Genomic DNA, 21,589 nt, shown 5'->3' with positions numbered 1-21,589 from the left:
CCGTCGTTCCGGGTTTCCGGAACGGCGGCTTTCGTGTTGCCGAGTTTTCAACAAAGTGTTGACGTGGTGTTGTCGGGAGACTTAGCTATGCCCAGCCCGTCCAACGCACAGCACGACGCAGCCACGGAGGCTTCCCGTGTCTTCGAGTACGACTCCGGGGCTCACCCGGTTCAATGCCGCCGATGTCAGCGAGGCCCAGGCCGCGCTGCACGAGGTGTGTGCCAGCGAGGCGTGGGGGAGCAAGATCCTCGCGCAGCGCCCGTACGCCGACACCGAGGCCCTCTTCGCCGCCAGTGATGCCGCCATGGCAGAGCTGACGGCGGACGACCTGGCCGAGGCGATGGCGGGGCACCCGCCCATCGGCCGCCCCAAGCCGGGCGACCCCACCTCCTCCCGCGAGCAGCGCGGGATGGCGGGGGCCTCCGACGAGCTCAAGGCCGAGATGCTCGAACTGAACCTGGCCTACCAGGAGCGCTTCGGGCACGTCTTCCTCATCTGCGCCACCGGCCTGACCGCCGAGCAGATGAGGGACGCGGTCCGTAACCGGATCGACAACGCGCCGGAACACGAACGAGAGATCGTGCGTGGGGAGCTCGTCAAGATCAACCGCATCCGCCTGACCCGCCTCGCAGAAGGAGACGCAGCATGAGCAGCGACACGGCTGCCGATCAGACGTCGGTGTCCACGCACATCCTGGACACCAGCGTCGGCCGCCCCGCAGAGGGCGTGGCCCTCACGCTCTCGGTGCGCTCCGGCAGCGACGGGGCATGGACCGCGCACGGCGCGTCCAAGACGGACGCGGACGGGCGCTGCAAGGACCTGCCGGCCCTGCCGGCGGGCACCACGCACGTACGCCTCGATTTCGAGACGGAGGCGTACTTCGTTTCCAACCAGCACAGCACCACAAAGCAAGCCGAGGAACAGCAGGACGCCCCCGCGCTACGGGACAGCGGAGCCTTCTTCCCGGAGGTGGCAATCACCTTTGCCGTCAAGCCGGGCGAGCACTACCACGTACCGCTGCTGCTCAACCCGTTCGGCTACTCCGTATACCGAGGGAGCTAGCACCGACATGCCCACGATTCTCGGCCAGAACCAGTACGGCAAGGCGGAAAACCGGGTCGTAAAGATCACCCGGGACGGCGACACGCACCACATCAAGGACCTCAACGTCTCCGTCGCCCTCTCCGGCGACCTGGAGGAGGTCCACCTCTCCGGCTCCAACGCCAACTGCCTGCCCACGGACACGACGAAGAACACCTGCTTCGCGTTCGCCAAGGAATACGGCATCGAGTCCGCCGAGCAGTACGGCATCCACCTCGCCCGGCACTTCGTCGACAGCCAGCCGTCCATCCACCGGGCGCGCATCCGCATCGAGGAGTACGCCTGGGAGCGCATCGCCGGCGCCGACGCCAACTCCAAGTTCATCGGCGCCGACGAGGTCAAGCACTCCTTCGTCCGCAAGGGCCAGGAGACCCGCCTCGCGCAGATCACGTACGACGGCGAGAAGTTCGAGATCCTCTCGGGCCTCAAGGACCTGACCGTGATGAACTCCACGAACTCCGAGTTCTGGGGCTACATCAAGGACAAGTACACGACGCTGCAGGAGGACTACGACCGCATCCTCGCCACCTCGCTCTCCACCTGGTGGCGGCACAACTGGACGTCCGACGAACAGCGGATGCCCAACTGGGAGCGGTCCTACGACCAGGCCAAGAAGCACATCCTCAACGCCTTCGTCGAGACCTACTCGCTCTCCCTGCAGCAGACCCTGTACCAAATGGGTTCGCGGGTCATCAACAACCGCAGCGAGATAGACGAGATCCGCTTCTCGGCGCCGAACAAGCACCACTTCCGCCAGGACCTCTCCCCCTTCGGCCTCGACAACGAGGCGAAGGACGGAGCCGTCTACTACGCGGCGGACCGCCCGTACGGGCTCATCGAGGCCACCATCCTGCGCGACGGTGTCGACGCGCGCATCCCGGTGGACATGACCAACCTCTGACGGCTCTCCCACGCCGCGAAAGTGCCTCGTATCCCCCTCCCGTTCTCCCGCACGGCGGGAGGGGGCCGCGAATCCTGAGGGGAACGACCCATGGCACAGCAATCGCACGTTGAGCACCACCCTGTAACCGACGTCCACCCGGTGGACGAGAAGCTGGGGCCCAAGCGGCTCGTCCCCGCCGCCCTCCAGCACATCGCCGCCATGTACGCCGGCGTGGTCACCCCTCCGCTCATCATCGGCCAGGCCGCCCACCTGGACTCGGCCGGCCAGACCCGGCTGATCGCCGCGAGCCTCCTCATCGCCGGGCTCGCCACCCTCCTGCAGACCCTGGGCATGGGGAAGTTCGCCGGAAACCGGCTGCCGTTCGTGAACGCCGCCTCCTCGGCCGGCATCACGCCCATGCTCGCCATTGCCGAGACCACCGCCAAAGGGCACCAACTGCCCGCGATCTACGGCGCGGTCATGGTCGCCGGCGTCTTCTGCCTGGCAGTGGGTCCCTTCTTCGGCAAGCTGCTGAGGTTCTTCCCGCCGCTGGTGACCGGTGTCGTGATCACACTCATCGGCGTGACGCTGATGCCCGTACCGGTCGGCTGGGCCCAGGGCGGCGACGCGAACGCCGCCGACCACGGCGACATGAAGTACCTGGCCCTCGCCGGCTTCACGCTCGTCGTCATCCTGCTCATCCAGCGCTTCTTCCAGGGCTTCATCAAGCAGATCGCCCTCCTCCTCGGCCTGGTCATCGGCACCCTCGCCGCGATCCCCTTCGGCCTGGCGGACTTCTCCTCGCTGCGCGAGGCGCCGGTCGCCGCGCTGCCCACGCCCTTCGCCTTCGGCCCGCCGGAGTTCCAGCCCGCCGCGATCCTCTCGCTGTGCATCGTCATGCTCGTCCTGATGACCGAGTCGTCGGCGGGAATGCTGGCACTCGGCGAGATCTGCGACCGCGAGTGCACCGGCAGGACCATCACGCGTGGTCTGCGTACGGACGGCATCGCCACCCTCATCGGACCGGTCTTCGGCGGCTTCCCCACCAGCGCCTTCGCGCAGAACGTCGGCGTCGTCTCGCTCACGAAAGTACGCAGCCGCTACGTCGTCGCCGTCGCGGGCGGTGCGCTCATCGTGCTCGGCGCCTTCCCCGTGCTCGGCGCGGTCGTCTCGCTCGTCCCGATGCCCGTGCTCGGCGGCGCCGGCATCGTCCTCTTCGGCTCCATCGCGGTGAGCGGCATCCGCACGCTCTCCGAAGCGGGCCTGGACGACAGCTCCAACATCATCCTCGTGGCCGTCTCGCTCGGCGCCGGCATCATCCCCCTCGCCGCGCCGACGTTCTACGCGGACTTCCCGGCCTGGGCACAGACCGTCCTCGGCTCCGGCATCAGCGCCGGCGCGCTGGTCGCGGTCCTGCTCAACCTGTTCTTCCACCATCTCGGCACCCGGAGCACCACACCGGCGGCAGTACTGTCAGCTGCGTCGCCCGGCTCCGGCACTCAAATTCCCTAGGGTCCTGCCGTGCCCAGTCAGCAACAGAGTGAAGGAAGACCCCATGGCAGCACCGGCAACCCCTGACAGCGCGGTCGCGCGCGTCATCATCGAGAACTGCGCGATCGCGACCGTCGACGCGGACGACACCGAGTACGCGAGCGGACACGTCGTCATCGCCGGCAACCGGATCGAGTCGGTGGGCGCGGGACCCGCGCCCGAGGGCCTGGACGGTGTCGTACGCCGTATCGACGGCACCGGCCACCTGCTCACCCCCGGCCTGGTCAACACGCACCACCACTTCTACCAGTGGATCACCCGCGGCCTCGCGACCGACCACAACCTCTTCAACTGGCTGGTCGCGCTGTACCCCACCTGGGCCCGCATCGACGAGCCGATGGCGGCGGCGGCCGCGCAGGGCTCGCTCGCGATGATGGCCCGCGGCGGTGTCACCACTGCCATGGACCACCACTACGTCTACCCGCGCGGCTCCGGCGACCTCTCGGGCGCCATCATCAAGGCCGCGTCCGACATGGGCGTACGCTTCACGCTCGCCCGCGGCTCGATGGACCGCGGCGAGTCGGACGGCGGGCTGCCGCCGGACTTCGCGGTGGAGTCCCTGGAGGGCGCGCTCGCGGCCACCGAGGAGACCATCGACCGGCACCACGACGCCTCCTTCGACGCGATGACGCAGATCGCCGTCGCGCCGTGCTCGCCGTTCTCGGTCACCACCGACCTCCTCAAGCAGGGCGCCGAACTGGCCCGCCGCAAGGGAGTACGCCTCCACACCCACGGCAGCGAGACCGTGGAGGAGGAGAAGTTCTGCCACGAGCTGTTCGGCATGGGCCCGACCGACTACTTCGAGTCCACCGGCTGGCTCGGCGAGGACGTGTGGATGGCGCACTGCGTCCACATGAACGACTCGGACATCGAGGCGTTCGCCCGTACCCGTACGGGCGTCGCCCACTGCCCGTCGTCCAACGCGCGCCTCGCGGCCGGCATCGCCCGGGTACCGGACATGCTCGCGGCCGGCGTCCCGGTCGGCCTCGGCGTGGACGGCACCGCCTCGAACGAGTCCGGCGAGCTGCACACCGAGCTGCGCAACGCGCTGCTCATCAACCGCCTCGGCCCGCACCGCGAGGCCGCCCTGAATGCCCGTCAGGCGCTGCGCCTGGGCACCCACGGTGGCGCGCGGGTGCTCGGCCGGGCCGACCAGATCGGCTCGGTGGAGGCCGGCAAGCTCGCCGACCTGGTGCTGTGGAAGCTGGACGGCCTCGGCCACTCCACCATCGCCGACCCGGTCACCGCGCTGGTCTTCGGCGCGGCGGCCCCGGTGACCCTCTCGCTGGTCAACGGCCGGCCGGTGGTCGAGGACAACCGCCTCGTCACCGTCGACGAGGACGCCATCGCACGTACCGCACGCGCCGAGTCCCAGCGGCTCGCCCGCATCGCCGCCGGGGGCTGACCCCAGCGGTACGCACCTCCCGTACGGCCGGCCGGTACAGGCGGCCCGTACGGCACACCTGAAGACTCGGCCGGGGGGGACGGCCCCCGGCTGAGCTTGTGGATCCGAGCGGGATCCACAAGCGCCGTGACCCGGGGACGCGGGCAAGAACCCGCGTCCCCGGGCCGGTACCTCCCACCCGCTCTCCGCGTCACCACGCACCACCCCTCCACGCGCGCCATAAGCGCACTGCTACACCCGCAACCGCACTCGCACCCGCACGGCATCACATCGCATCCCTCCGTGACAGGCTCGTGCCACCGGCCCGGTGGCACAGAAATCGAAGGAGGCCCGCAGTGGCCGCAACACCCGGGCAGCAAGTGGAGGGGGACCGGAAGCATCCGGTCGACGAGACCCTTCCGCCTTTCAGAATGTTCACCAGCGGTCTGCAGCACGTGGCCGCGATGTACGCGGGCGTGGTGGCCCCGCCGATGATCGTCGGGCCGGCCTGCGGGCTGAGCGCGACCGAGACGGCGTTCCTCATGGGCGCCAGCCTCTTCACCGCCGGCATCGCCACCCTGCTGCAGACGCTCGGCTTCTGGAAGATCGGCGCGAAGCTGCCGTTCGTCAACGGCGTCTCGTTCGCGGGCGTTACCCCGATGGTCGCCATCGGCAAGGCGCAGAGCCCCGAGAACGCGCTGCCGATCATCTTCGGCGCGGTGATCGTCGCCGGTGTACTGGGCTTCGTCCTCGCCCCGTACTTCTCCAAGCTGGTGCGCTTCTTCCCGCCGGTCGTCACCGGCACCGTGATCACCCTGATCGGCGTCTCGCTCCTCCCGGTGGCCTTCAACTGGTCCCAGGGCGGCAACGCGGCGGCGCCGGACTACGGTTCGCTGACCAACATCGGCATGGCGGCCCTGACGTTCGTCATCGTGCTGGTACTCCGACGCACATTGCGCGGCTTCCTCCAGCAGATATCCATCCTCCTGGGCCTGATCGCCGGCACGCTCATCGCGATACCGGTCGGCATCACCGACTTCAGCGTGCTCGCCAAGGCCGATGTCATCGGCTTCCCGACGCCCTTCCACTTCGGGGCCCCGCAGTTCGACATCGCCGCCATCATCTCGATGTGCATCGTGATGCTGGTCTGTATGACGGAGTCGACCGCCGACATGCTGGCGCTCGGAAAGATCGTCGGCCGCCCCGCCGACGAGCGCACCATCGAGGGCGGCCTGCGCGCCGACACCCTGGGTACCGCGATCAGCCCGCTCTTCAACGGCTTCGCGTGCAGCGCGTTCGCGCAGAACATCGGCCTGGTCGCGATGACCAAGGTACGCAGCCGCTTCGTCGTGGCGGCCGGCGGTCTGATCCTGATCGTCCTGGGCCTCTGCCCGATCGCCGCGTCCGTCATCTCCCTCGTACCGCTGCCGGTACTGGGCGGCGCGGGCATTGTCCTCTTCGGCTCGGTCGCGGCGAGCGGCATCCAGACGCTCTCCACCGCGGCGCTGGAGAAGGGTGAGAACGCGCTGATCGTCGCGGCGGCCGTCGGCATCGGCCTGATCCCGATCGCGGCGCCCGAGTTCTACCACAACTTCCCCAAGGACCTGCTGGTCGTCCTGGACTCCGGCATTTCCACAGGCTGTCTCGTCGCCATCGTCCTCAACCTCCTCTTCAACCACCTTCGCGCAGGCCGTGAAGGTGAACAGCAGGAGGCAGTGGCGGGAATGGAGGATGGAATTCCGCCGCAGAGGTCGGCAGAAGGGTCTTCCGCTGCCGGGGTGCACTGACGTAACGTCGTGCCGCCCAGCGCACGATGGAAGTTACTTTCCAGTCTTTAGGCCGGTCCTGCCCGTGGACTCCGTACCGTACGGAGCCCACGGGCAGGGCCGGCCGCATCCTGTTGTCGGCGTTTCGGGCTCCCCGCCGCGCCCTCGTCGTAAGGGACGGACACAGCCATCCGATGACAAGTTTCTGGCGCAGGGCTGGTTGGATGCGGGCATGAGCGATGGTGGACACCCGGAATCGGGGCTCTCGAAGAGTGTCTGGAGCGAAGCCGACTTCGAGGAGATGGGCTGGCACGACGCCACTGTCCATGGCTTGCACGTGCAGCGCACCGATGGCGTTCTGCCACGCCTCCTGCTGGACCTCGACTACATCGTGCGCTGGGTCCATCCGGTCCCGCCGGCGAAGTACTTCTCCTTCTGGATGTCCCCGGCGACATTGGTTTTCGATGAATTCTGGGACCTGGAAGGCGACTTCGATTACAAGGGGACGTACCCGGAGCTGACGATCGACGACGTGCACCGACTGGTGCCGGACGACGGCAGAGCCGACATCCCCCAGTGGCACATCGAAGGCCACGCGTTCGACCTGAAGTTCCGCGCGGCCGGCTTCCGCCAGTACTTCCGGCAGGCTCCGCGGCTCGCCTCGGTGCGGGTCCTGTCGCCCGACGAACGTGGCGGGTGCTGCTTCACGGAGGCCGGCTTCGGGTGAGCCGTGCCGGGGATACGGGAATGCCCCGCGCCGGGTGGCACGGGGCATTCCCGAGGGCTCTGGCGCGTGGCGTGCGTCAGTCCAGGAGTTCGTACGCCGGGAGGGTCAGGAAGGCGGCGTAGTCGGTGTCGAGGGAGACCTGGAGGAGGAGGTCGTGGGCCTGCTGCCACTTGCCGGTGGTGAAGGCTTCCTCGCCCACCTCCTTGCGGATGGCGGCCAGTTCCTCGTCGGCGATGCGGCGGACGAGGTCGGCGGTGACCTTTTCGCCCTCGTGGCCCGGCTCCTGGAAGACGACGCCCGCGTCGACCCACTGCCAGATCTGGGAGCGGGAGATCTCGGCGGTGGCCGCGTCCTCCATCAGGCCGAAGATGGCGACGGCGCCGAGGCCGCGCAGCCATGCCTCGATGTAGCGGGTGCCGACCTGGACCGCGTCGACCAGGCCCTGGTACGTGGGCTTGGCGTCGAGGGAGTCGATGGCGATCAGGTCGGCGGCGGAGACGGAGACGTCTTCGCGGAGGCGCTCCTTCTGGTTGGGCTTGTCGCCCAGCACCGCGTCGAAGGAGGCGCGGGCGATCGGGACCAGGTCGGGGTGGGCGACCCAGGAGCCGTCGAAGCCGTCGCCGGCCTCGCGGTCCTTGTCGTTCTTGACCTTGGCGAGCGCCTTCTCGTTGGCCTCGGGGTCCCGGCGGTTCGGGATGAAGGCCGCCATGCCGCCGATCGCGTGCGCGCCGCGCTTGTGGCACGTACGGACCAGGAGTTCGGTGTACGCGCGCATGAACGGGGCCGTCATCGTGACCGCGTTGCGGTCCGGGAGGACGAACTTGGCGCCGCCGTCGCGGAAGTTCTTCACGATCGAGAAGAGGTAGTCCCAGCGGCCGGCGTTCAGGCCGGAGGCGTGGTCGCGCAGCTCGTAGAGGATCTCCTCCATCTCGTACGCCGCGGTGATCGTCTCGATGAGGACCGTGGCGCGGATGGTGCCCTGGGGCACGCCCACGTAGTCCTGCGCGAAGACGAAGATCTCGTTCCAGAGGCGGGCCTCCAGGTGCGACTCCGTCTTCGGGAGGTAGAAGTACGGGCCCTTGCCGAGGTCGAGCAGGCGCTTCGCGTTGTGGAAGAAGTACAGGCCGAAGTCGACCAGGGCGCCGGGGACGGGCTTGCCGTCGAGCTGGAGGTGGCGCTCGTCGAGGTGCCAGCCGCGGGGGCGCATCACGACGGTCGCGAGCTCCTCGGCGGGCTTCAGCGCGTAGGACTTGCCGCTGCGCTCGTCGGTGAAGTCGATCCGGCGCTCGTACGCGTCGATCAGGTTGAGCTGGCCGAGGACGACGTTCTCCCAGGTGGGAGCGGAGGCGTCCTCGAAGTCGGCGAGCCAGACCTTGGCGCCCGAGTTGAGCGCGTTGATGGTCATCTTCCGGTCGGTGGGACCGGTGATCTCCACCCGGCGGTCGTTGAGGGCCGCGGGGGCCTCGGCGACCTTCCAGGAGTCGTCCGCGCGGATGTGCGCGGTCTCGGGGAGGAAGTCCAGGGTGCTGGTGCGGGCGATCTCCGCGCGGCGCTCGTCGCGGCGGGCGAGGAGTTCGTCGCGGCGGGGGGTGAACCGGCGGTGCAGCTCAGCCACAAAGGCCAGGGCGGCCTCGGTGAGGACCTCGCCCTGACGCTCCAGGGGCTCGGCTTCGACGATGGCCAGCGGGGACGGCGCTGGTGCGGACATGGGCTGTCACTCCATTCAGCAGCGGTGCCTTGACGGCCGCCGGGGCGCCCTGGCGGCACTGGGTGCCGAGGGCTCCGAGATACGGTCGCGGGCGCCGTCTGGGGTTCAGGGCGCTTCTGACCAGTGGAGAGTAGTTTCCTTATGGCGGAAGTTCAATGGTTTGTTGACGTCGAGATTCTTTTGATCGACAGATGAGGTGATCGAATGGCGCTGAGTGCCATCGTGGTCACGCTCCATTACCGTCCGGGCCCCCGTCCAGGGGCACCGAGCCGGGGCAGGTCGGCCGGGGTGTCGATGTCGTACGGCTCGGCCACGTCCGCGCACTCGACGAGCGTGAGGGCATCCGCGTGCGCCGCGAGATAGTCCCGCGCGCCCCGGTCGCCCGTCGCGCCCGCCGCGACCGCGGCCCAGCGTTCCGCCCCGACCAGGACCGGGTGCCCGCGCCGCCCCTCGTACACCGCCGCCGCCAGATCCGCGCCCGCCTCGTACGCCGCCACCAGCCGGGCCACCGCCGCGGATCCGATGCCCGGCTGGTCGACGAGGGAGACCAGTACGGCGCCCGCGCCCGTACCGGCCAGCGAGGCGAGACCGGCGCGCAGCGAGCTGCCCATGCCCTGCGCCCAGTCCGGGTTCTCGGTGACCGCGTACCCGGACAGCTCGGCCCGCGCGCGCACCGTGTCCGCCGCAGCGCCCAGCACGATGTGCACCGGGCCGCAGCCGCCCTCGCGCAGCACCCGCGCGGCGTTCTCGACCAGCGGCCGGCCGCGGAAGTCCAGCAGCGCCTTGGGACGCCCGCCCAGCCGCCGCCCGCCGCCGGCCGCGAGCAGCAGGCCGGCGACGGGGGGCCGCCCGGCCTTCGCGGGCGAAGAGGGCGGGGGAGTGGTGGGGTGCGCGTCCGCGCCGGAGGACGTCATGGGGTCTGTCATGGGGTCTGCTTACCGCATCACGGCGCATCGCAGCACATACCGTCGTGCGTACCGGCCGGTGCGCCCGGCGCACCACGGGCGCGGGCCGGAAGTCAAGCGACAACCGGAGCGACGGCGATTCTGCGACAGATTTGCCGGCGGGCAGGAGGTGAACGGCGCCGGTCACGGTCGTGACGCTCCCGGCCGCGGGGGCGCCGGACCCCGGCGGGGCACCGGACGGGCCGGTCGGGCGTCATGTGCCGGTTGGTGAAGGGTCCAACTGAATTTCGCTCTCCGTATGGCGCGAATAGCGCACCGTGGCGTTAACTGATCCGCGGCTTCCCGATGGAGCGGGGCCGGGTGAGGGGGCGATGAGGTGCGGTGCGAACCAACGGCCGTGGAGGGTGCCGTCGTTGTGGAGCAATGGCAGAGGCAGAAGGCGAGGCAGGAGACCGGGGTCGGGGACGATCCGCGCGTCGAAGCGCTGCGCGTGGCTGTCGCCAGGCTCCGCCGCGAGCTGGCCGGGTACCCGGCGGAACTGCCCGACCGGGGCGTCGCCGAGGAGGAACTGGCCGCGCTGGACGCCATGGTGAGCGGCGGCACGCCGGAAGTGCCGCGGCTGCGCCGCTCGCTGCTGCTGATCGCGGGAGCGGTGGGCTCGGTCAGCGCGCTGTCGCCGACGCTCACCGAGGTACGCAAGGTCATCGACCTCTTCGGTGACATGCCGCGCGGCTGATCCCACAGGGGGCCCACGGGGATCCCACGGGGGCCCACGGGAATCCCACAGGGGCCCCACGGGGATGCCCCACGGGGATCCCGCAGCGGCGGAAGAGTCCGGGAGAGAGATACGAGGCGGGGCGCGGGGCCACCAGCCCCGCGCCCCGCCTCGTACGTCAGCGGCGGTCCGCTACGCCGGGTTCTGGTTCGCCAGCGCCACCGACAGCTCGCGGGCGACCTCCTGGAGGACCGGCACGATCTTGTCCGTGGCGGCCTCGGTGACCCGGCCGGTCGGGCCGGAGATCGAGATGGCCGCGGCGGTCGGGGAGTCCGGGACCGGCACGGCGATGCAGCGCACGCCGATCTCCTGCTCGTTGTCGTCCACCGCGAAGCCCTGCCGGTCGACCTCTTCGAGGGCGGCCAGGAAGGCGTCCGGCTCGGTGATCGTCTTCTCGGTCGCGGCCGGCATGCCCGTACGGCCCAGCAGCGCGCGGACCTCCTCCGGCGCGTGGCCCGCCAGCAGCGCCTTGCCCACGCCCGTGGTGTGCGGCAGCACCCGCCGGCCGACCTCGGTGAACATGCGCACCGCGTGCCGGGACGGCACCTGCGCCACGTACACGATCTCGTCGCCGTCCAGCAGCGCCATGTTCGCCGTCTCGCCGGTCTCCTCGACCAGCCGGGCCAGGTAGGGGCGGGCCCAGGTGCCCAGCAGCCGCGCGGCGCTCTCGCCGAGGCGGATCAGGCGGGGGCCGAGCGCGTACCGGCGGTTGGGCTGCTGGCGTACGTAACCGCAGGCCACCAGCGTGCGCATCAGGCGGTGGATGGTGGGCAGCGGCAGCCCGCTGCTGGCCGACAGCTCGCTGAGACCCACTTCGCCGCCGGCGTCTGCCATCCGTTCCAGCAGGTCGAAGGCGCGCTCGAGAGACTGGACGCCGCCGCTCGCGGCTGCGGGCTTGGCTGCGTCGGAAGTGCTGGCGCTGGACGGCGGCACGTCGCGTTCCTTTCGGATCAGGTGGTGTCGGGCCCGGCGCGTGCAGAGAGGAATTCCGCGTCCGACCGGAGCAGCCTACCGGTCTCATCCTGTCGACACACTGTCTATCGCACAGTCGTTCCCGCCGGTCAGCCCCCGTTTGGCGGCGGACACGGGGGTCGACCAGGGTCGACCGGGGTTACTCGCGAGAATCCCTTGACGGCCCTAGTGGGCAAAGCTACGTTCTGCAACGCGAAAGCTACTGCCCATTCTGTGGAATCCTCCAATTCACCGAAGCGCCGGGCCGGCCCCCCTCGGAGCCCCCGCTGCCGGGCCCGTGTCCACCCCGGGCCGCCCTGTCGCGCTTCCCGGCCGAAGCCTCCGGCTTCCTGGAGCGTCATGCGCATTCTTGTCATGAACCCGAACACCACGGCCTCCATGACCGCGTCGATCCGTGCCACCGCCACCGCTGTGGCGGCCCCCGGCACCGAGATCATCGCCACCGAACCGCTCTGGGGTCCGGAGTCGATCGAGGGCCACTTCGAGGGGTACCTCAGCGCCGCGGCCGTACTGGACCGCCTCGCCACCATCGACACCCCCTTCGACGCCCTGGTCATGGCCGGGTTCGGCGAGCCGGGCCGGGAGGGTGCCCAGGAGCTGCTGGACGTGCCCGTCCTGGACATCACCGAGAGCGCCGCCCAGATGGCGATGATGCTCGGCCACTCCTACGGCGTCGTCACCACCCTCGACCGTGCCGTGCCGCAGATCGGCGACCGGCTGCTGACCGCGGGCCTGCTGCAGCGCTGCGCCGGCGTCCGCGGCACCGGCCTCGGCGTGCTGGAGCTGGAGGAGGACGCGCGGCGGACCGAGCGGATCATCGTCGAGACGGCCCGCGAGCTCGTCCGCGAGGGTGCCGAGGTGATCTGCCTGGGCTGCGGCGGGATGGCCGGGCTGCAGGAGAAGGTCGCGGCCGAGCTGGGCGTGCCGGTCGTCGACGGCGTCGCGGCGGCCGTGAAGTTCGCCGAGGCCGTGGTCGGCCTGGGGCTCACCACGAGTACGGTACGCAGCTTCGCCGCGCCGCGCCCGAAGCGGATCGGCGGCTGGCCGATCAGCGGCCAGACGTCGCAGCAGGCGTCGCAGTCGTCCGCTTCGGCCGTTCCGTCCGCCCGTGACACAGACTTTTCCGCGGAGACGTCAGGCATCTGACATCTCCACTCCCGCCGCAGGTCAGGGCGGTGCGGGCGGCCCCGCAGCAGGTGCGGGTGACGGCCGCCGACGGCCACTGAAGGGTCTTGACGGGCCGCCGCCCGAAGTGAAGACTCTTCAACAGAAAGTTGAATTTCGCAGTGCGGAAACGCCGCACTCGCGCCGAGCAACAAGAAAGGGGACCGGGTGTCCGACGTACAGCTGGTGCTCCGCTCCACGCGGGTCATCACTCCGGAGGGGACGCGCGCGGCGTCCGTCACCGTCAAGGACGGGAAGATTGCCGCGGTGCTGCCGTACGACGCCTCGGTGCCGGCCGGGGCACGGGTCGAGGACTTCGGCGACGATGTCCTCCTGCCCGGGCTCGTCGACACCCACGTCCACGTCAACGATCCGGGCCGGACGGAGTGGGAGGGCTTCTGGACCGCCACCCGCGCGGCCGCCGCCGGCGGCATCACCACCCTCGTGGACATGCCGCTCAACAGCCTCCCGCCGACCACCACGGCCGAGAACCTCGACATCAAGCGCGAGGTCGCCCGGCCCAAGGCGCACATCGACGTGGGCTTCTGGGGCGGTGCCATCCCCGGCAACGTCAAGGACCTGCGGCCGCTGCACGACGCCGGCGTCTTCGGCTTCAAGTGCTTCCTCTCGCCCTCCGGCGTGGACGAGTTCCCGCAGCTCGACCAGGAGCAACTGGCCGCGGCCCTGGGCGAGATCGCCGGCTTCGGCGGCCTGCTCATCGTGCATGCGGAGGACCCGGACCACCTGGAGAGCGCGCCGCCCGTCAGCGGCCCCAAGTACGCCGACTTCCTGGCCTCCCGGCCGCGGGTGTCCGAGAACGACGCGATCGCCGGCCTGATCGCCCTCGCCAAGCGCCTCGACGCCCGGGTGCACGTACTGCACCTCTCCTCCTCCGACGCGCTGCCGCTGATCGCGGCCGCGAAGGCGGAGGGCGTCAAGCTCACGGTCGAGACCTGCCCGCACTTCCTCACGCTCACCGCCGAGGAGATCCCGGACGGCGCGACGGAGTTCAAGTGCTGCCCGCCGATCCGCGAGTCCGCGAACCAGGACGCGCTGTGGCAGGGCCTGGCCGACGGCACGATCGACTGCATCGTCTCCGACCACTCGCCCTCCACCACCGACCTGAAGACCCCGGACTTCGGCAACGCCTGGGGCGGCATCTCCTCCCTCCAGCTCGGCCTGCCCGCGATCTGGACGGCGGCCCGCGCCCGCGGCCACTCCCTGGAGGACGTGGTCCGCTGGATGGCGGCGGCCCCCGCCGCCCTGGTCGGCCTCGAGCAGAAGGGCGCCATCGTCCCCGGCCGCGACGCCGACTTCGCGGTCCTCGACCCGGACGCGACCTTCACGGTCGACCCGGCGGCCCTCCAGCACCGCAACAAGATCACGGCGTACGCGGGCAAGACCCTGCACGGCGTGGTCCGCTCCACCTGGCTCCGCGGCCAGAAGATCAACGACGCGGGCGACCTGACCGATCCGGCGGGCGAACTGCTCGTACGGGACTGACGCATGGGGCGCGGCGGGCCAACGGCCCCGCCGCGCCCACCGTGTCACCGGCCCCGCCGCGCCCCCTTCAGGCAAGCGTCTCCCAGAACATCAGCTCGTACGCCTGGAGGTGGCGGCCGTAGCGGTGGGCCAGGGGGAGGTCGAGGGTTGTGGAGTCCAGGCCGTGCTGGAGGGCTGTCAGGGTGCGGTCGGTCAGCTCGGGGGCCGGGTCGGCGAAGAAGTCGAAGAAGGCGCACGCCTCGTCGGTGAAGCCGTAGCGGTGGCGCATGGCCTGGCCGACGGCGCGGCAGTAGTCGCCCCAGGCGGCGAAGTTGGCGGCGAGGGCCAGTACGGCATCGGCCGGTTCGGCGCCGAGCGCGAGCCACGCCGCGTACGCCGGGTATGCCTGGCAGCCCGGCCGCGGTTCGTACGCCGCGACTTCCTTCTCCGTCAGGCCGCAGGCCGCGGCGAGGGTGCGGACGTGCTCCAGCGCGACGCCCTCCCCGTCGGCGAGGAAGGTGAAGAACGCCGCGAGCGGTGGCTCGGCGGCGGCCCGGCCGGCGAGGTGGCGGAAGCTGCGCCGGTCCGAGGCGATGATGTGGTGCTGCTCCAGGGCGAGCGCGGCGAAGACCTCGCGCGGCGCCTCACCTGCGGCGATGGCCGGTACGAGGGGATTGGCGTCGGGTGCGGGGGTCAGCTCCCGCACGGCTGAGTCGAGGACATCGGTCGCGGAACGGGCCATGGGCGGCCTCCTCGGCGGGCAACGGCGGGGCGGTGCCCCGCGTGGTCCTCTCCAGTGTGGCGACAGAGCGGCCGCTCGGGGCCTTAATCATTGCGTTACGTATCCGTAGGTGTGGTGTCACAGTGACCGGTGAGGCTAGTGAAGCCGACGCCCGTCCCCCACATGACGGACGCCGGTGACCACATATTCCGGTCCTCCCCCACAATCCGATCAGGATGGGACCACTCAGATGCGCAATCCGCTGGAATCCCCTTCCCGCGCCGGTGCCTGCTGCGCCGGCCCGCGTGCGTCCCGCCGAAGAACCGGCCACTCCGGCTGAACAGCTCACCCCTGCCCGGGTACGAGGCCGCCCACGTCGCGGCCCTGCCCGGTTCTTCGCGCGCCCTCACGCAAGGAAGGAACCCTCACGGTGCTGATATCGCACCCCGACAATCAAGCCCAACTGCCTCCCAACTCCCGCTCCACGGCCACGGGTTCACCACCGTCCAAGGGGAGTGCCGGACGGGTCCTCGCCGTCGGTATGCCGGGTCCCCGGCTCGACCGGCTCACGCACACGCTGCGGGCCACCGGCCACGACGTACGGCAGGTCACGCCCGGACTGGTGAGCACGCAGGTCCGGCAGGCCACGCCGGACGCCGTGGTCGCCCTGAACGACGGCCGGGACGGGCGGGAGGTGATCCGCGAGGTCCGGGCAGCGCCCGCCGGACGCGCACTGCCGCTTGTCATGGTCACCTCCGGTCCCGGCTCCGCCGAGGTCGCCGACCTGCTGCGGCACGGCGCCGACGACTGCGTTGCCGACGCCTCCGACCCGGTCGAACTCGCCGCCCGTATCGAGGCGAAGCTGCACCGCGTCCCCGTACCGGTCGAGCAGCTGCTGCTGGATCCGCGTACCGGGCTCTACTCCCGCCGGCACTTCCTGGACGAGCTGGAGCGGGAGTTCCAGCGGCCGGGGACCGGGCGCCGCTCCGGCGCTCAAGGTGTCATGGCCATGGTCGCCGTAGCCGAAATGGGCGCACTGGAGCACCGGTTGGGCCCGCGCGTCCGGCGCGAGGTCGCCGAGCGGCTGGCCGGCGTCGCCGAACGGCTCGGCAGCACCTGCGACCGCTTCGGCTGGGACGACGACGGGCACCTGCTGATGCTGCTGCCCGGCATCGACGAGGAGACGGCCCGGCGCGGCCTGGAGAAGTTCGCGCACGCCGTCGCCTCCACCCGCTTCGTCGTCGCCGACGAGAACGTCCGGCTCACCCCGGCCACCGGCCTCGTCCCGCTCGCCGACTGCACCGGACCGGCGCAGGCCGTCGAGAAGGCGCTCGCCGCGGTCGCCCAGTCCACCAGCCACCGCGACCTGCGCCCGGTGGCGTACGCGCCCTGGATGCGCGCCTCGCACCGCCGCCGCAACCCCTTCGGCGCGGCGCTCCGCGCCCGCCTCACGTCCCTCTCCTCGCTGGTCGTGCTGCCCCTCGGAGTGGGCCTGCCGTTCGTGGTCTACCAGCAGGCGTACGGCTGGGGCTGGGACGTGGGCTCGGTGATGTACTGGGTCGTGGTGGCCGGGCTGCTCATCTCGGCAGCGCTGATCGTCATCGAGTGCCTGTTCTCGCTGGACGCGCCGCGCCGCCCGGAACGGCCCGCGCAGCCGTACCCGCCCGCCAGCGCGATCATCGCCGCGTACCTCCCGAACGAGGCGGCGACCATCGTCGACACCGTGGAATCCTTCCTCCGCCTGGACTACCCGAACGACTTCGAGGTCGTGCTCGCGTACAACACCCCGGACCCGCTGCCCATCGAGGACACGCTCCGCGAGATGGCGGCGCGCGACCCGCGGCTGGTCCTGATGCCGGTCGCGGGCAGCACCTCCAAGGCGCAGAACGTCAACGCGGCGGTGACCCGGGTGCGCGGCGAGATCGTCGGGATCTTCGACGCGGACCACCACCCGGCCCCGGGCGCCTTCCAGCACGCCTGGCACTGGCTCTCGCACGGCTACGACGTCGTTCAGGGGCACTGCGTGGTGCGGAACGGCGACAGTTCGTGGGTGGCGAAGCTGGTCGCCGTGGAGTTCGAGGCGATCTACGCGGTCAGCCATCCGGGCCGTACACGCCTGTACGGCTTCGGCGTCTTCGGCGGCTCCAACGGCTTCTGGCGCACGGACCTGCTCGCCCGTACCCGAATGCACGGCTCGATGCTCACCGAGGACATCGACTCCACGATGCGCGCGCTGAACGAAGGCGCGCGCTTCACCGTCGACCGCACCCTGATCTCCCGCGAGCTCTCGCCGACCATGCTCAAGCCGCTGTGGAACCAGCGCTCGCGATGGGCCCAGGGCTGGCTCCAGGTCTCCCTCAAACACCTGTGGCGCAGCCTGCGGTCACCGAATTTCACGCCCCGTCAGAAGGCCGGGCTGCTCGTCCTGCTGGGCTGGCGCGAGGTGCAGCCCTGGCTGACGCTCCAGATGTGGCCCATCCTGATGTACTCGGTGTGGAAGGCCGGCGGCCTCGGCAAGCTGGACTGGACCGTGCCGGTCTGCCTGCTCGCGATGGTCTTCACGCTCTCGGCGGGCCTCGTGCAGGCCGCCTTCGCCTGGCGGCTCGCCGTACCGGAACTGCGCCGCCGCCGCGGCTGGTTCTGGAGCTACGCGCTCCTGTCGACGTTCTTCTACACGCACTTCAAGAACACGCTCGCGCGGCAGGCGTGCATGAAGGAGGCGCTGGGGGACCGGCGCTGGCGGGTCACCCCGCGCGCGGCGGCCCCGGCAGCGGCGGCGGGGGAGCGCCCATGACGGCGACGACCCTGGCCGGCGCGCGCAGCGAGGAGTCGGTGGCCGTCCGCAGCAAGGCCGAGGAGATCCAGGGCTTCCGCGGCATCGCCGCGCTGAGCACGGTGGTCTTCCACGTCTGGCAGCAGTACCACGTGTACGACGCGGCCGGCTCGCACCCGCCGGTGGACAGTCCCTACCTCACCGCGCTGCTCTCCCTCGAAGTCATCGACTTCTTCTTCGTGGTCTCCGCGTACCTGCTCACGCTCTCGTACGCGCGCGCCGCCATCGACGGCGGCCCGTCCCGCCCGGGACGGCTGTTCCTCTTCCGGCGGGCGGTGCGCATCGTGCCGCTGTACTTCATCGCGGTACTGGTCGTCTGGTCGAGCCGCAACCACGAACTGGGCGGCAACTGGCTGGACCTGGTGGAGCACCTCACCTTCACCCACGTCTTCGACCAGCGGCAGATCTTCTACACGCTCGGGCCCGCCTGGTCGCTGTCGCTGGAAGTGGTGTTCTACCTCGCGCTCGTCGTACTGGGTCCGCTGGCCGTCCGCGCCTGCCGCCCGCTGCGCCGCCGCGGCGCGCGCGTCGCCGTGTGCGCCGCGGGCTGCCTGCTGCTCTTCGTGCTGCCCGTCGTGTGGGTGGCCGTCGCCCGCTACGGGTACGGGGTGCCGCACACCGACTGGACGGTGTACTTCGGCCCGCAGGCCCGCTTCAGCGGCTTCGCGGCCGGCATGGGCCTGGCCGTGCTCGTGGTCGCCCTCCGCGGCCGGGGACGGCTGCCGGGCGGGGTGGCGGCCGCGCTTTCGGTGGTGGCCGTGGCGGCGGTGTACTGGCTGTCCTGGCACTCGCGGCCGGAGAACCCCGGCTTCACCTTCTACCACCCGCTCGCCGCGCTGGCGTGGGTGGCGCTGATGCTCGGCGTCGTCCACGCCCGCGGCCGGGTCCGCTGGCACCGCCTGCTGCGGGCCCGCTGGCTCACCTACCTCGGCCTGGTCAGCTACAGCCTCTTCATCTGGCACGAGCCGGTCATGCTGCAGCTGTACCAATGGGGTCTGCTGCCGGGGCGCCCGGCGGGCTTCTGGTGGGCGGTGGCGGTCGTGCTGCTGGTGGCGGTGCCGGTCGCGGTGGCCAGTTATTGGGTCATCGAGTACCCGTCGAGCCTGCTGTACCGGCTCAGGGACGGGCGCGGCCGGCGGCGCGACTTCTATGCGGGGGTGGTGACCCGGTAGCCGCGGTGCGGCCCCTCATCGGAGGACGGACTCAGGAGGCGGACTTCAGCATGACCACGATGAAGCTGAGGAACGCCAGGAGGACGTGCGAGCCGACAACGTAGAGGGCGACCCGTACGGACAGTCCGAGCGGAGCCCGGTCCTCGACATCGTCCTTACGGGCTCCGGCGGACGCCGGCGGGGACGCGGGCTGCTCGGACACGGTGCTGATCCTTTCCACGACGGGCGGCTTCACAGGCCGCGGCGGGTGCCGCCGCCCAGGCACAGTTCGGCGGTGCCGCTCTGCATGAGGGTATGGACGAAGAGGATCTCCGTGCCGCTGCCGGCGGCGTCGGCGATGCGGTGCGGCGTGAGCGAGTCAAAGTGCGCCGCGTCGCCCGGATCGAGGAGCTGCTGCGTCTCGCCGAGCGTGAGCCGCAGCCGCCCCTTGAGCACGTACAGCCACTCCTCGCCGGGGTGCACCCGCACCAGTTCGGCCTGGCCGTCGTGTGGCGGGACGAACACCCGCAGCGCCTGCATGGCCCGTCCGGGGCCGCCCATCGGCCAGTACGTCCAGCCGCCCGCCTCCGAGGGCTCGGCGTCGCTGCCGCGGAACACCGGCTGGAGCTCCGGCGCGGTCTCGCCGAGCAGGTCGGATACCGTGGTGGCGTACGTCCGTGCCAGGGAGAGCAGCATCGGCAGCGAGGGCTGGCGGCGCCCGGTCTCCAGGCGCGAGAGGTGCGCGGGCGACAGACCGACCCGCCGGGCCGCGGTCTCCAGGGTGAGCCCCGCGCGGCGCCGCAGGTCACGCAGGCGGGGCGCGACGACGGGCAGCTCTTCGGCCGCGCCGTCGGACCCGTTGTCCAGGGGTTCGGTCATATCTCTGGTATAGCCAGCTCCGGCCCGAGGGGCAAAAGTTTTGCCTCTGAGGCAAAGAAGCGACAAGCCTCGTGGAGCCTCCCGCGCCCTTTCCCTTCCTGTGAACTCCCGGGAAACTTCCCGCACTTGGATTGACAGGTCCATGTCTACGCGCGTCATGCTGTACGTCATGAGAATCCCCCCACGGATCACCCGGATCGGCGCCCTCGGTGCCCTCGCCTCGGCCCTGTTCCTCGCGGGCCCCACCGCCGTCGCCGCCGCGCCCGCGACCGCCCCCGCAGCGGTGGCGTACGCGGCGCCCGCGGCCTCCGTGCACGCGACTTCCGTGCACGCGGCCGCCGTCGGCGAGATCTGCTACTCGAAGCTGCCCGGCGAGGCACACGAGACCCTGGACCTCATCGACAAGGGCGGCCCCTACCCCTATCCGCAGGACGGCGGCGTCTTCTCCAACCGGGAGGGCGTCCTGCCGCAGCAGCCCAGCGGGTACTACCACGAGTACACCGTCGAGACCCCCGGCTCCCCGGACCGCGGCGCCCGGCGCATCGTCACCGGTGAGCAGACCGACGAGGACTACTACACCGCCGACCACTACGAGACCTTCGACCTGGTGGACCGCGGCTGCTGAGCGGCGCGGGACCAGTGCGGCGGCCGGGGCGGTGCCCCGGCCGCCGCTGTGTTTTCCCCGGCGTGCCGGGCCCCGCGGGCGCCGCCCGGAAATCAAGTCGCACCCCCCGCTGAGGGATTGTCAGCGGTTGCCGGTAGCGTTTCGGTGGAAACAGCGACCGGGCGGGCATCGGCGGCAAAGCGGCCTCAAGGCGGCGACCTGCGGCGGAGCCCGACCACCGGCGCATCGGAACAGTTCCCGAGGGGGCACGGCGGTGACGCCGTGTGCGGGAGTGACCATGAAAGGGCGGCGAGCAGTCGTGTACCGCTGGGAGATCACCCGGGCCGCACTGGCTCAGCGCGTTTTCGCCATCGTCCGCAGCGAGACCTACGACGAGGCCAGCGCCACTGCCGACACGCTGCTGTCGGCCGGTATCACCAGCCTGGAGATCTCGCTGACCACGCCGTTCGCGCTGGAAGCGGTCACCACGCTCACCCGTGAGCTGGGCGACGACGCGATCATAGGCGCGGGCACGGTCCTGGACGCGGCCTCCGCACGGATGGCCGTGGACGCGGGCGCCCGCTTCCTGGTCTCGCCCCATCTGGACGCCGAGGTGATCGGCACGGGCCATCGGTACGGCCTCCCGGTCTTCGCGGGCGTCGCCACGCCCACCGAAATGGTGCGCGCGCTGGAGCTGGGCGCCGACGCGCTGAAGCTCTTCCCGGCCTCCGGCTACGGCCCCGGCTGGCTCAAGGACGTCCGTGCGGCGCTGCCGCAGGCGCCGCTGCTGCCGACGGGCGGTGTGACCGTCGAGAGCGCCCCGGAGTGGATCGCCGCCGGCGCGGTCGCGGTCGGCATGGGCTCAGCGCTCTCCGCCGGCGACCGCGACACGGTCACCAAGCGCGCCGCGGCCCTCCTCCCGCTCCTCGCCGCTGCCGCCCCGCCGGCCAAGTCCCCGGGCCTCGGCGCGCTGGACCTGTACG

General features: G+C 70.9%; 20 protein-coding genes. 14 read left to right on the top strand and 6 right to left on the bottom strand.

Going from position 1 to position 21,589, the window contains the following annotated elements; translation table 11 throughout:
- Positions 1 to 136: 136 nt before the first annotated feature.
- From uraD to CCS38_RS29495, 7 genes are all read left to right on the top strand, one after another.
- Positions 137 to 649, top strand: coding sequence for a 2-oxo-4-hydroxy-4-carboxy-5-ureidoimidazoline decarboxylase (gene uraD, locus CCS38_RS29525; RefSeq protein WP_030252595.1), 513 nt, complete (start codon positions 137 to 139; stop codon positions 647 to 649).
- Positions 646 to 1,062 (top strand): hydroxyisourate hydrolase, encoded by a 417-nt coding sequence (gene uraH / locus CCS38_RS29520; protein WP_223736392.1) that lies wholly within the window; start codon positions 646 to 648, stop codon positions 1,060 to 1,062. The genes uraD and uraH overlap by 4 nt, the downstream gene beginning before the upstream one ends.
- Positions 1,063 to 1,069: 7 nt before the next feature.
- A complete protein-coding gene (pucL, locus tag CCS38_RS29515; RefSeq protein ID WP_223736391.1) occupies positions 1,070 to 2,002 on the top strand; it encodes a factor-independent urate hydroxylase in 933 nt (310 codons plus the stop codon).
- A 90-nt stretch (positions 2,003 to 2,092) separates the two neighbouring features.
- Positions 2,093 to 3,496, top strand: coding sequence for a nucleobase:cation symporter-2 family protein (locus CCS38_RS29510; RefSeq protein ID WP_223736390.1), 1,404 nt, complete (start codon positions 2,093 to 2,095; stop codon positions 3,494 to 3,496).
- 43 nt (positions 3,497 to 3,539) lie between these two features.
- A complete protein-coding gene (locus tag CCS38_RS29505; RefSeq protein ID WP_223736389.1) occupies positions 3,540 to 4,940 on the top strand; it encodes an 8-oxoguanine deaminase in 1,401 nt (466 codons plus the stop codon).
- Between the two features lie 335 nt (positions 4,941 to 5,275).
- Positions 5,276 to 6,706 (top strand): nucleobase:cation symporter-2 family protein, encoded by a 1,431-nt coding sequence (locus CCS38_RS29500; protein WP_223736388.1) that lies wholly within the window; start codon positions 5,276 to 5,278, stop codon positions 6,704 to 6,706.
- Between the two features lie 211 nt (positions 6,707 to 6,917).
- The gene (locus CCS38_RS29495; RefSeq protein ID WP_223736387.1) at positions 6,918 to 7,412 is read left to right on the top strand and encodes a hypothetical protein; all 495 of its coding nucleotides are present in this window, start codon (positions 6,918 to 6,920) and stop codon (positions 7,410 to 7,412) included.
- Between the two features lie 76 nt (positions 7,413 to 7,488).
- Here CCS38_RS29495 and aceB read toward each other — a convergent pair whose 3' ends face one another.
- On the bottom strand, positions 7,489 to 9,120 hold the full coding sequence (aceB, locus tag CCS38_RS29490; protein ID WP_223736386.1) for a malate synthase A: 1,632 nt from the start codon (positions 9,118 to 9,120) through the stop codon (positions 7,489 to 7,491).
- 236 nt (positions 9,121 to 9,356) lie between these two features.
- Positions 9,357 to 9,950: a nucleotidyltransferase family protein gene (locus CCS38_RS29485; RefSeq protein ID WP_223736402.1), complete on the bottom strand. Its 594-nt coding sequence runs from the start codon at positions 9,948 to 9,950 to the stop codon at positions 9,357 to 9,359.
- A gap of 490 nt (positions 9,951 to 10,440) precedes the next feature.
- Between CCS38_RS29485 and CCS38_RS29480 the strand changes: the two genes are divergently transcribed.
- The gene (locus CCS38_RS29480; protein WP_223736385.1) at positions 10,441 to 10,761 is read left to right on the top strand and encodes a DUF5955 family protein; all 321 of its coding nucleotides are present in this window, start codon (positions 10,441 to 10,443) and stop codon (positions 10,759 to 10,761) included.
- A gap of 171 nt (positions 10,762 to 10,932) precedes the next feature.
- On the opposite strand, the gene CCS38_RS29475 is transcribed toward CCS38_RS29480, so the two are convergent.
- Positions 10,933 to 11,733, bottom strand: a complete 801-nt coding sequence (locus tag CCS38_RS29475; RefSeq protein ID WP_223736384.1) for an IclR family transcriptional regulator — start codon at positions 11,731 to 11,733, stop codon at positions 10,933 to 10,935.
- Between the two features lie 378 nt (positions 11,734 to 12,111).
- Between CCS38_RS29475 and CCS38_RS29470 the strand changes: the two genes are divergently transcribed.
- The gene (locus tag CCS38_RS29470; RefSeq protein WP_223736383.1) at positions 12,112 to 12,918 is read left to right on the top strand and encodes an aspartate/glutamate racemase family protein; all 807 of its coding nucleotides are present in this window, start codon (positions 12,112 to 12,114) and stop codon (positions 12,916 to 12,918) included.
- A 186-nt stretch (positions 12,919 to 13,104) separates the two neighbouring features.
- The gene (gene allB, locus CCS38_RS29465; RefSeq protein ID WP_223736382.1) at positions 13,105 to 14,439 is read left to right on the top strand and encodes an allantoinase AllB; all 1,335 of its coding nucleotides are present in this window, start codon (positions 13,105 to 13,107) and stop codon (positions 14,437 to 14,439) included.
- 67 nt (positions 14,440 to 14,506) lie between these two features.
- On the opposite strand, the gene CCS38_RS29460 is transcribed toward allB, so the two are convergent.
- The gene (locus tag CCS38_RS29460; protein ID WP_223736381.1) at positions 14,507 to 15,160 is read right to left on the bottom strand and encodes a thiaminase II/PqqC family protein; all 654 of its coding nucleotides are present in this window, start codon (positions 15,158 to 15,160) and stop codon (positions 14,507 to 14,509) included.
- A 520-nt stretch (positions 15,161 to 15,680) separates the two neighbouring features.
- Between CCS38_RS29460 and CCS38_RS29455 the strand changes: the two genes are divergently transcribed.
- A complete protein-coding gene (locus CCS38_RS29455; protein WP_223736380.1) occupies positions 15,681 to 17,933 on the top strand; it encodes a glycosyltransferase in 2,253 nt (750 codons plus the stop codon).
- The gene (locus CCS38_RS29450; protein ID WP_223736379.1) at positions 17,930 to 19,144 is read left to right on the top strand and encodes an acyltransferase family protein; all 1,215 of its coding nucleotides are present in this window, start codon (positions 17,930 to 17,932) and stop codon (positions 19,142 to 19,144) included. Before CCS38_RS29455 ends, CCS38_RS29450 begins: the two co-directional genes overlap by 4 nt.
- Positions 19,145 to 19,175: 31 nt before the next feature.
- Here the strand turns inward: CCS38_RS29450 and CCS38_RS35595 are convergent, their stop codons facing one another.
- Both CCS38_RS35595 and CCS38_RS29440 read right to left on the bottom strand, forming a co-directional pair.
- A complete protein-coding gene (locus tag CCS38_RS35595; protein ID WP_223736378.1) occupies positions 19,176 to 19,346 on the bottom strand; it encodes a DUF6126 family protein in 171 nt (56 codons plus the stop codon).
- A gap of 29 nt (positions 19,347 to 19,375) precedes the next feature.
- Entirely contained in the window at positions 19,376 to 20,002 is a 627-nt protein-coding gene (locus CCS38_RS29440) for a helix-turn-helix domain-containing protein (RefSeq protein WP_223736377.1), read from the bottom strand.
- Between the two features lie 169 nt (positions 20,003 to 20,171).
- Between CCS38_RS29440 and CCS38_RS29435 the strand changes: the two genes are divergently transcribed.
- Positions 20,172 to 20,627: a guanyl-specific ribonuclease gene (locus CCS38_RS29435; protein ID WP_223736376.1), complete on the top strand. Its 456-nt coding sequence runs from the start codon at positions 20,172 to 20,174 to the stop codon at positions 20,625 to 20,627.
- A 298-nt stretch (positions 20,628 to 20,925) separates the two neighbouring features.
- A partial coding sequence (locus CCS38_RS29430; protein WP_223736401.1) for a bifunctional 4-hydroxy-2-oxoglutarate aldolase/2-dehydro-3-deoxy-phosphogluconate aldolase occupies positions 20,926 to 21,589 on the top strand: 664 nt, incomplete at its 3' end.

It is taken from the genome of Streptomyces purpurogeneiscleroticus (assembly GCF_020024005.1).
GTDB classification, from domain to species: Bacteria; Actinomycetota; Actinomycetes; order Streptomycetales; family Streptomycetaceae; genus Streptomyces; species Streptomyces purpurogeneiscleroticus.
Note: the sequence above shows the minus strand (reverse complement) of the source record. Positions and strands in the feature narration are given on the sequence as shown.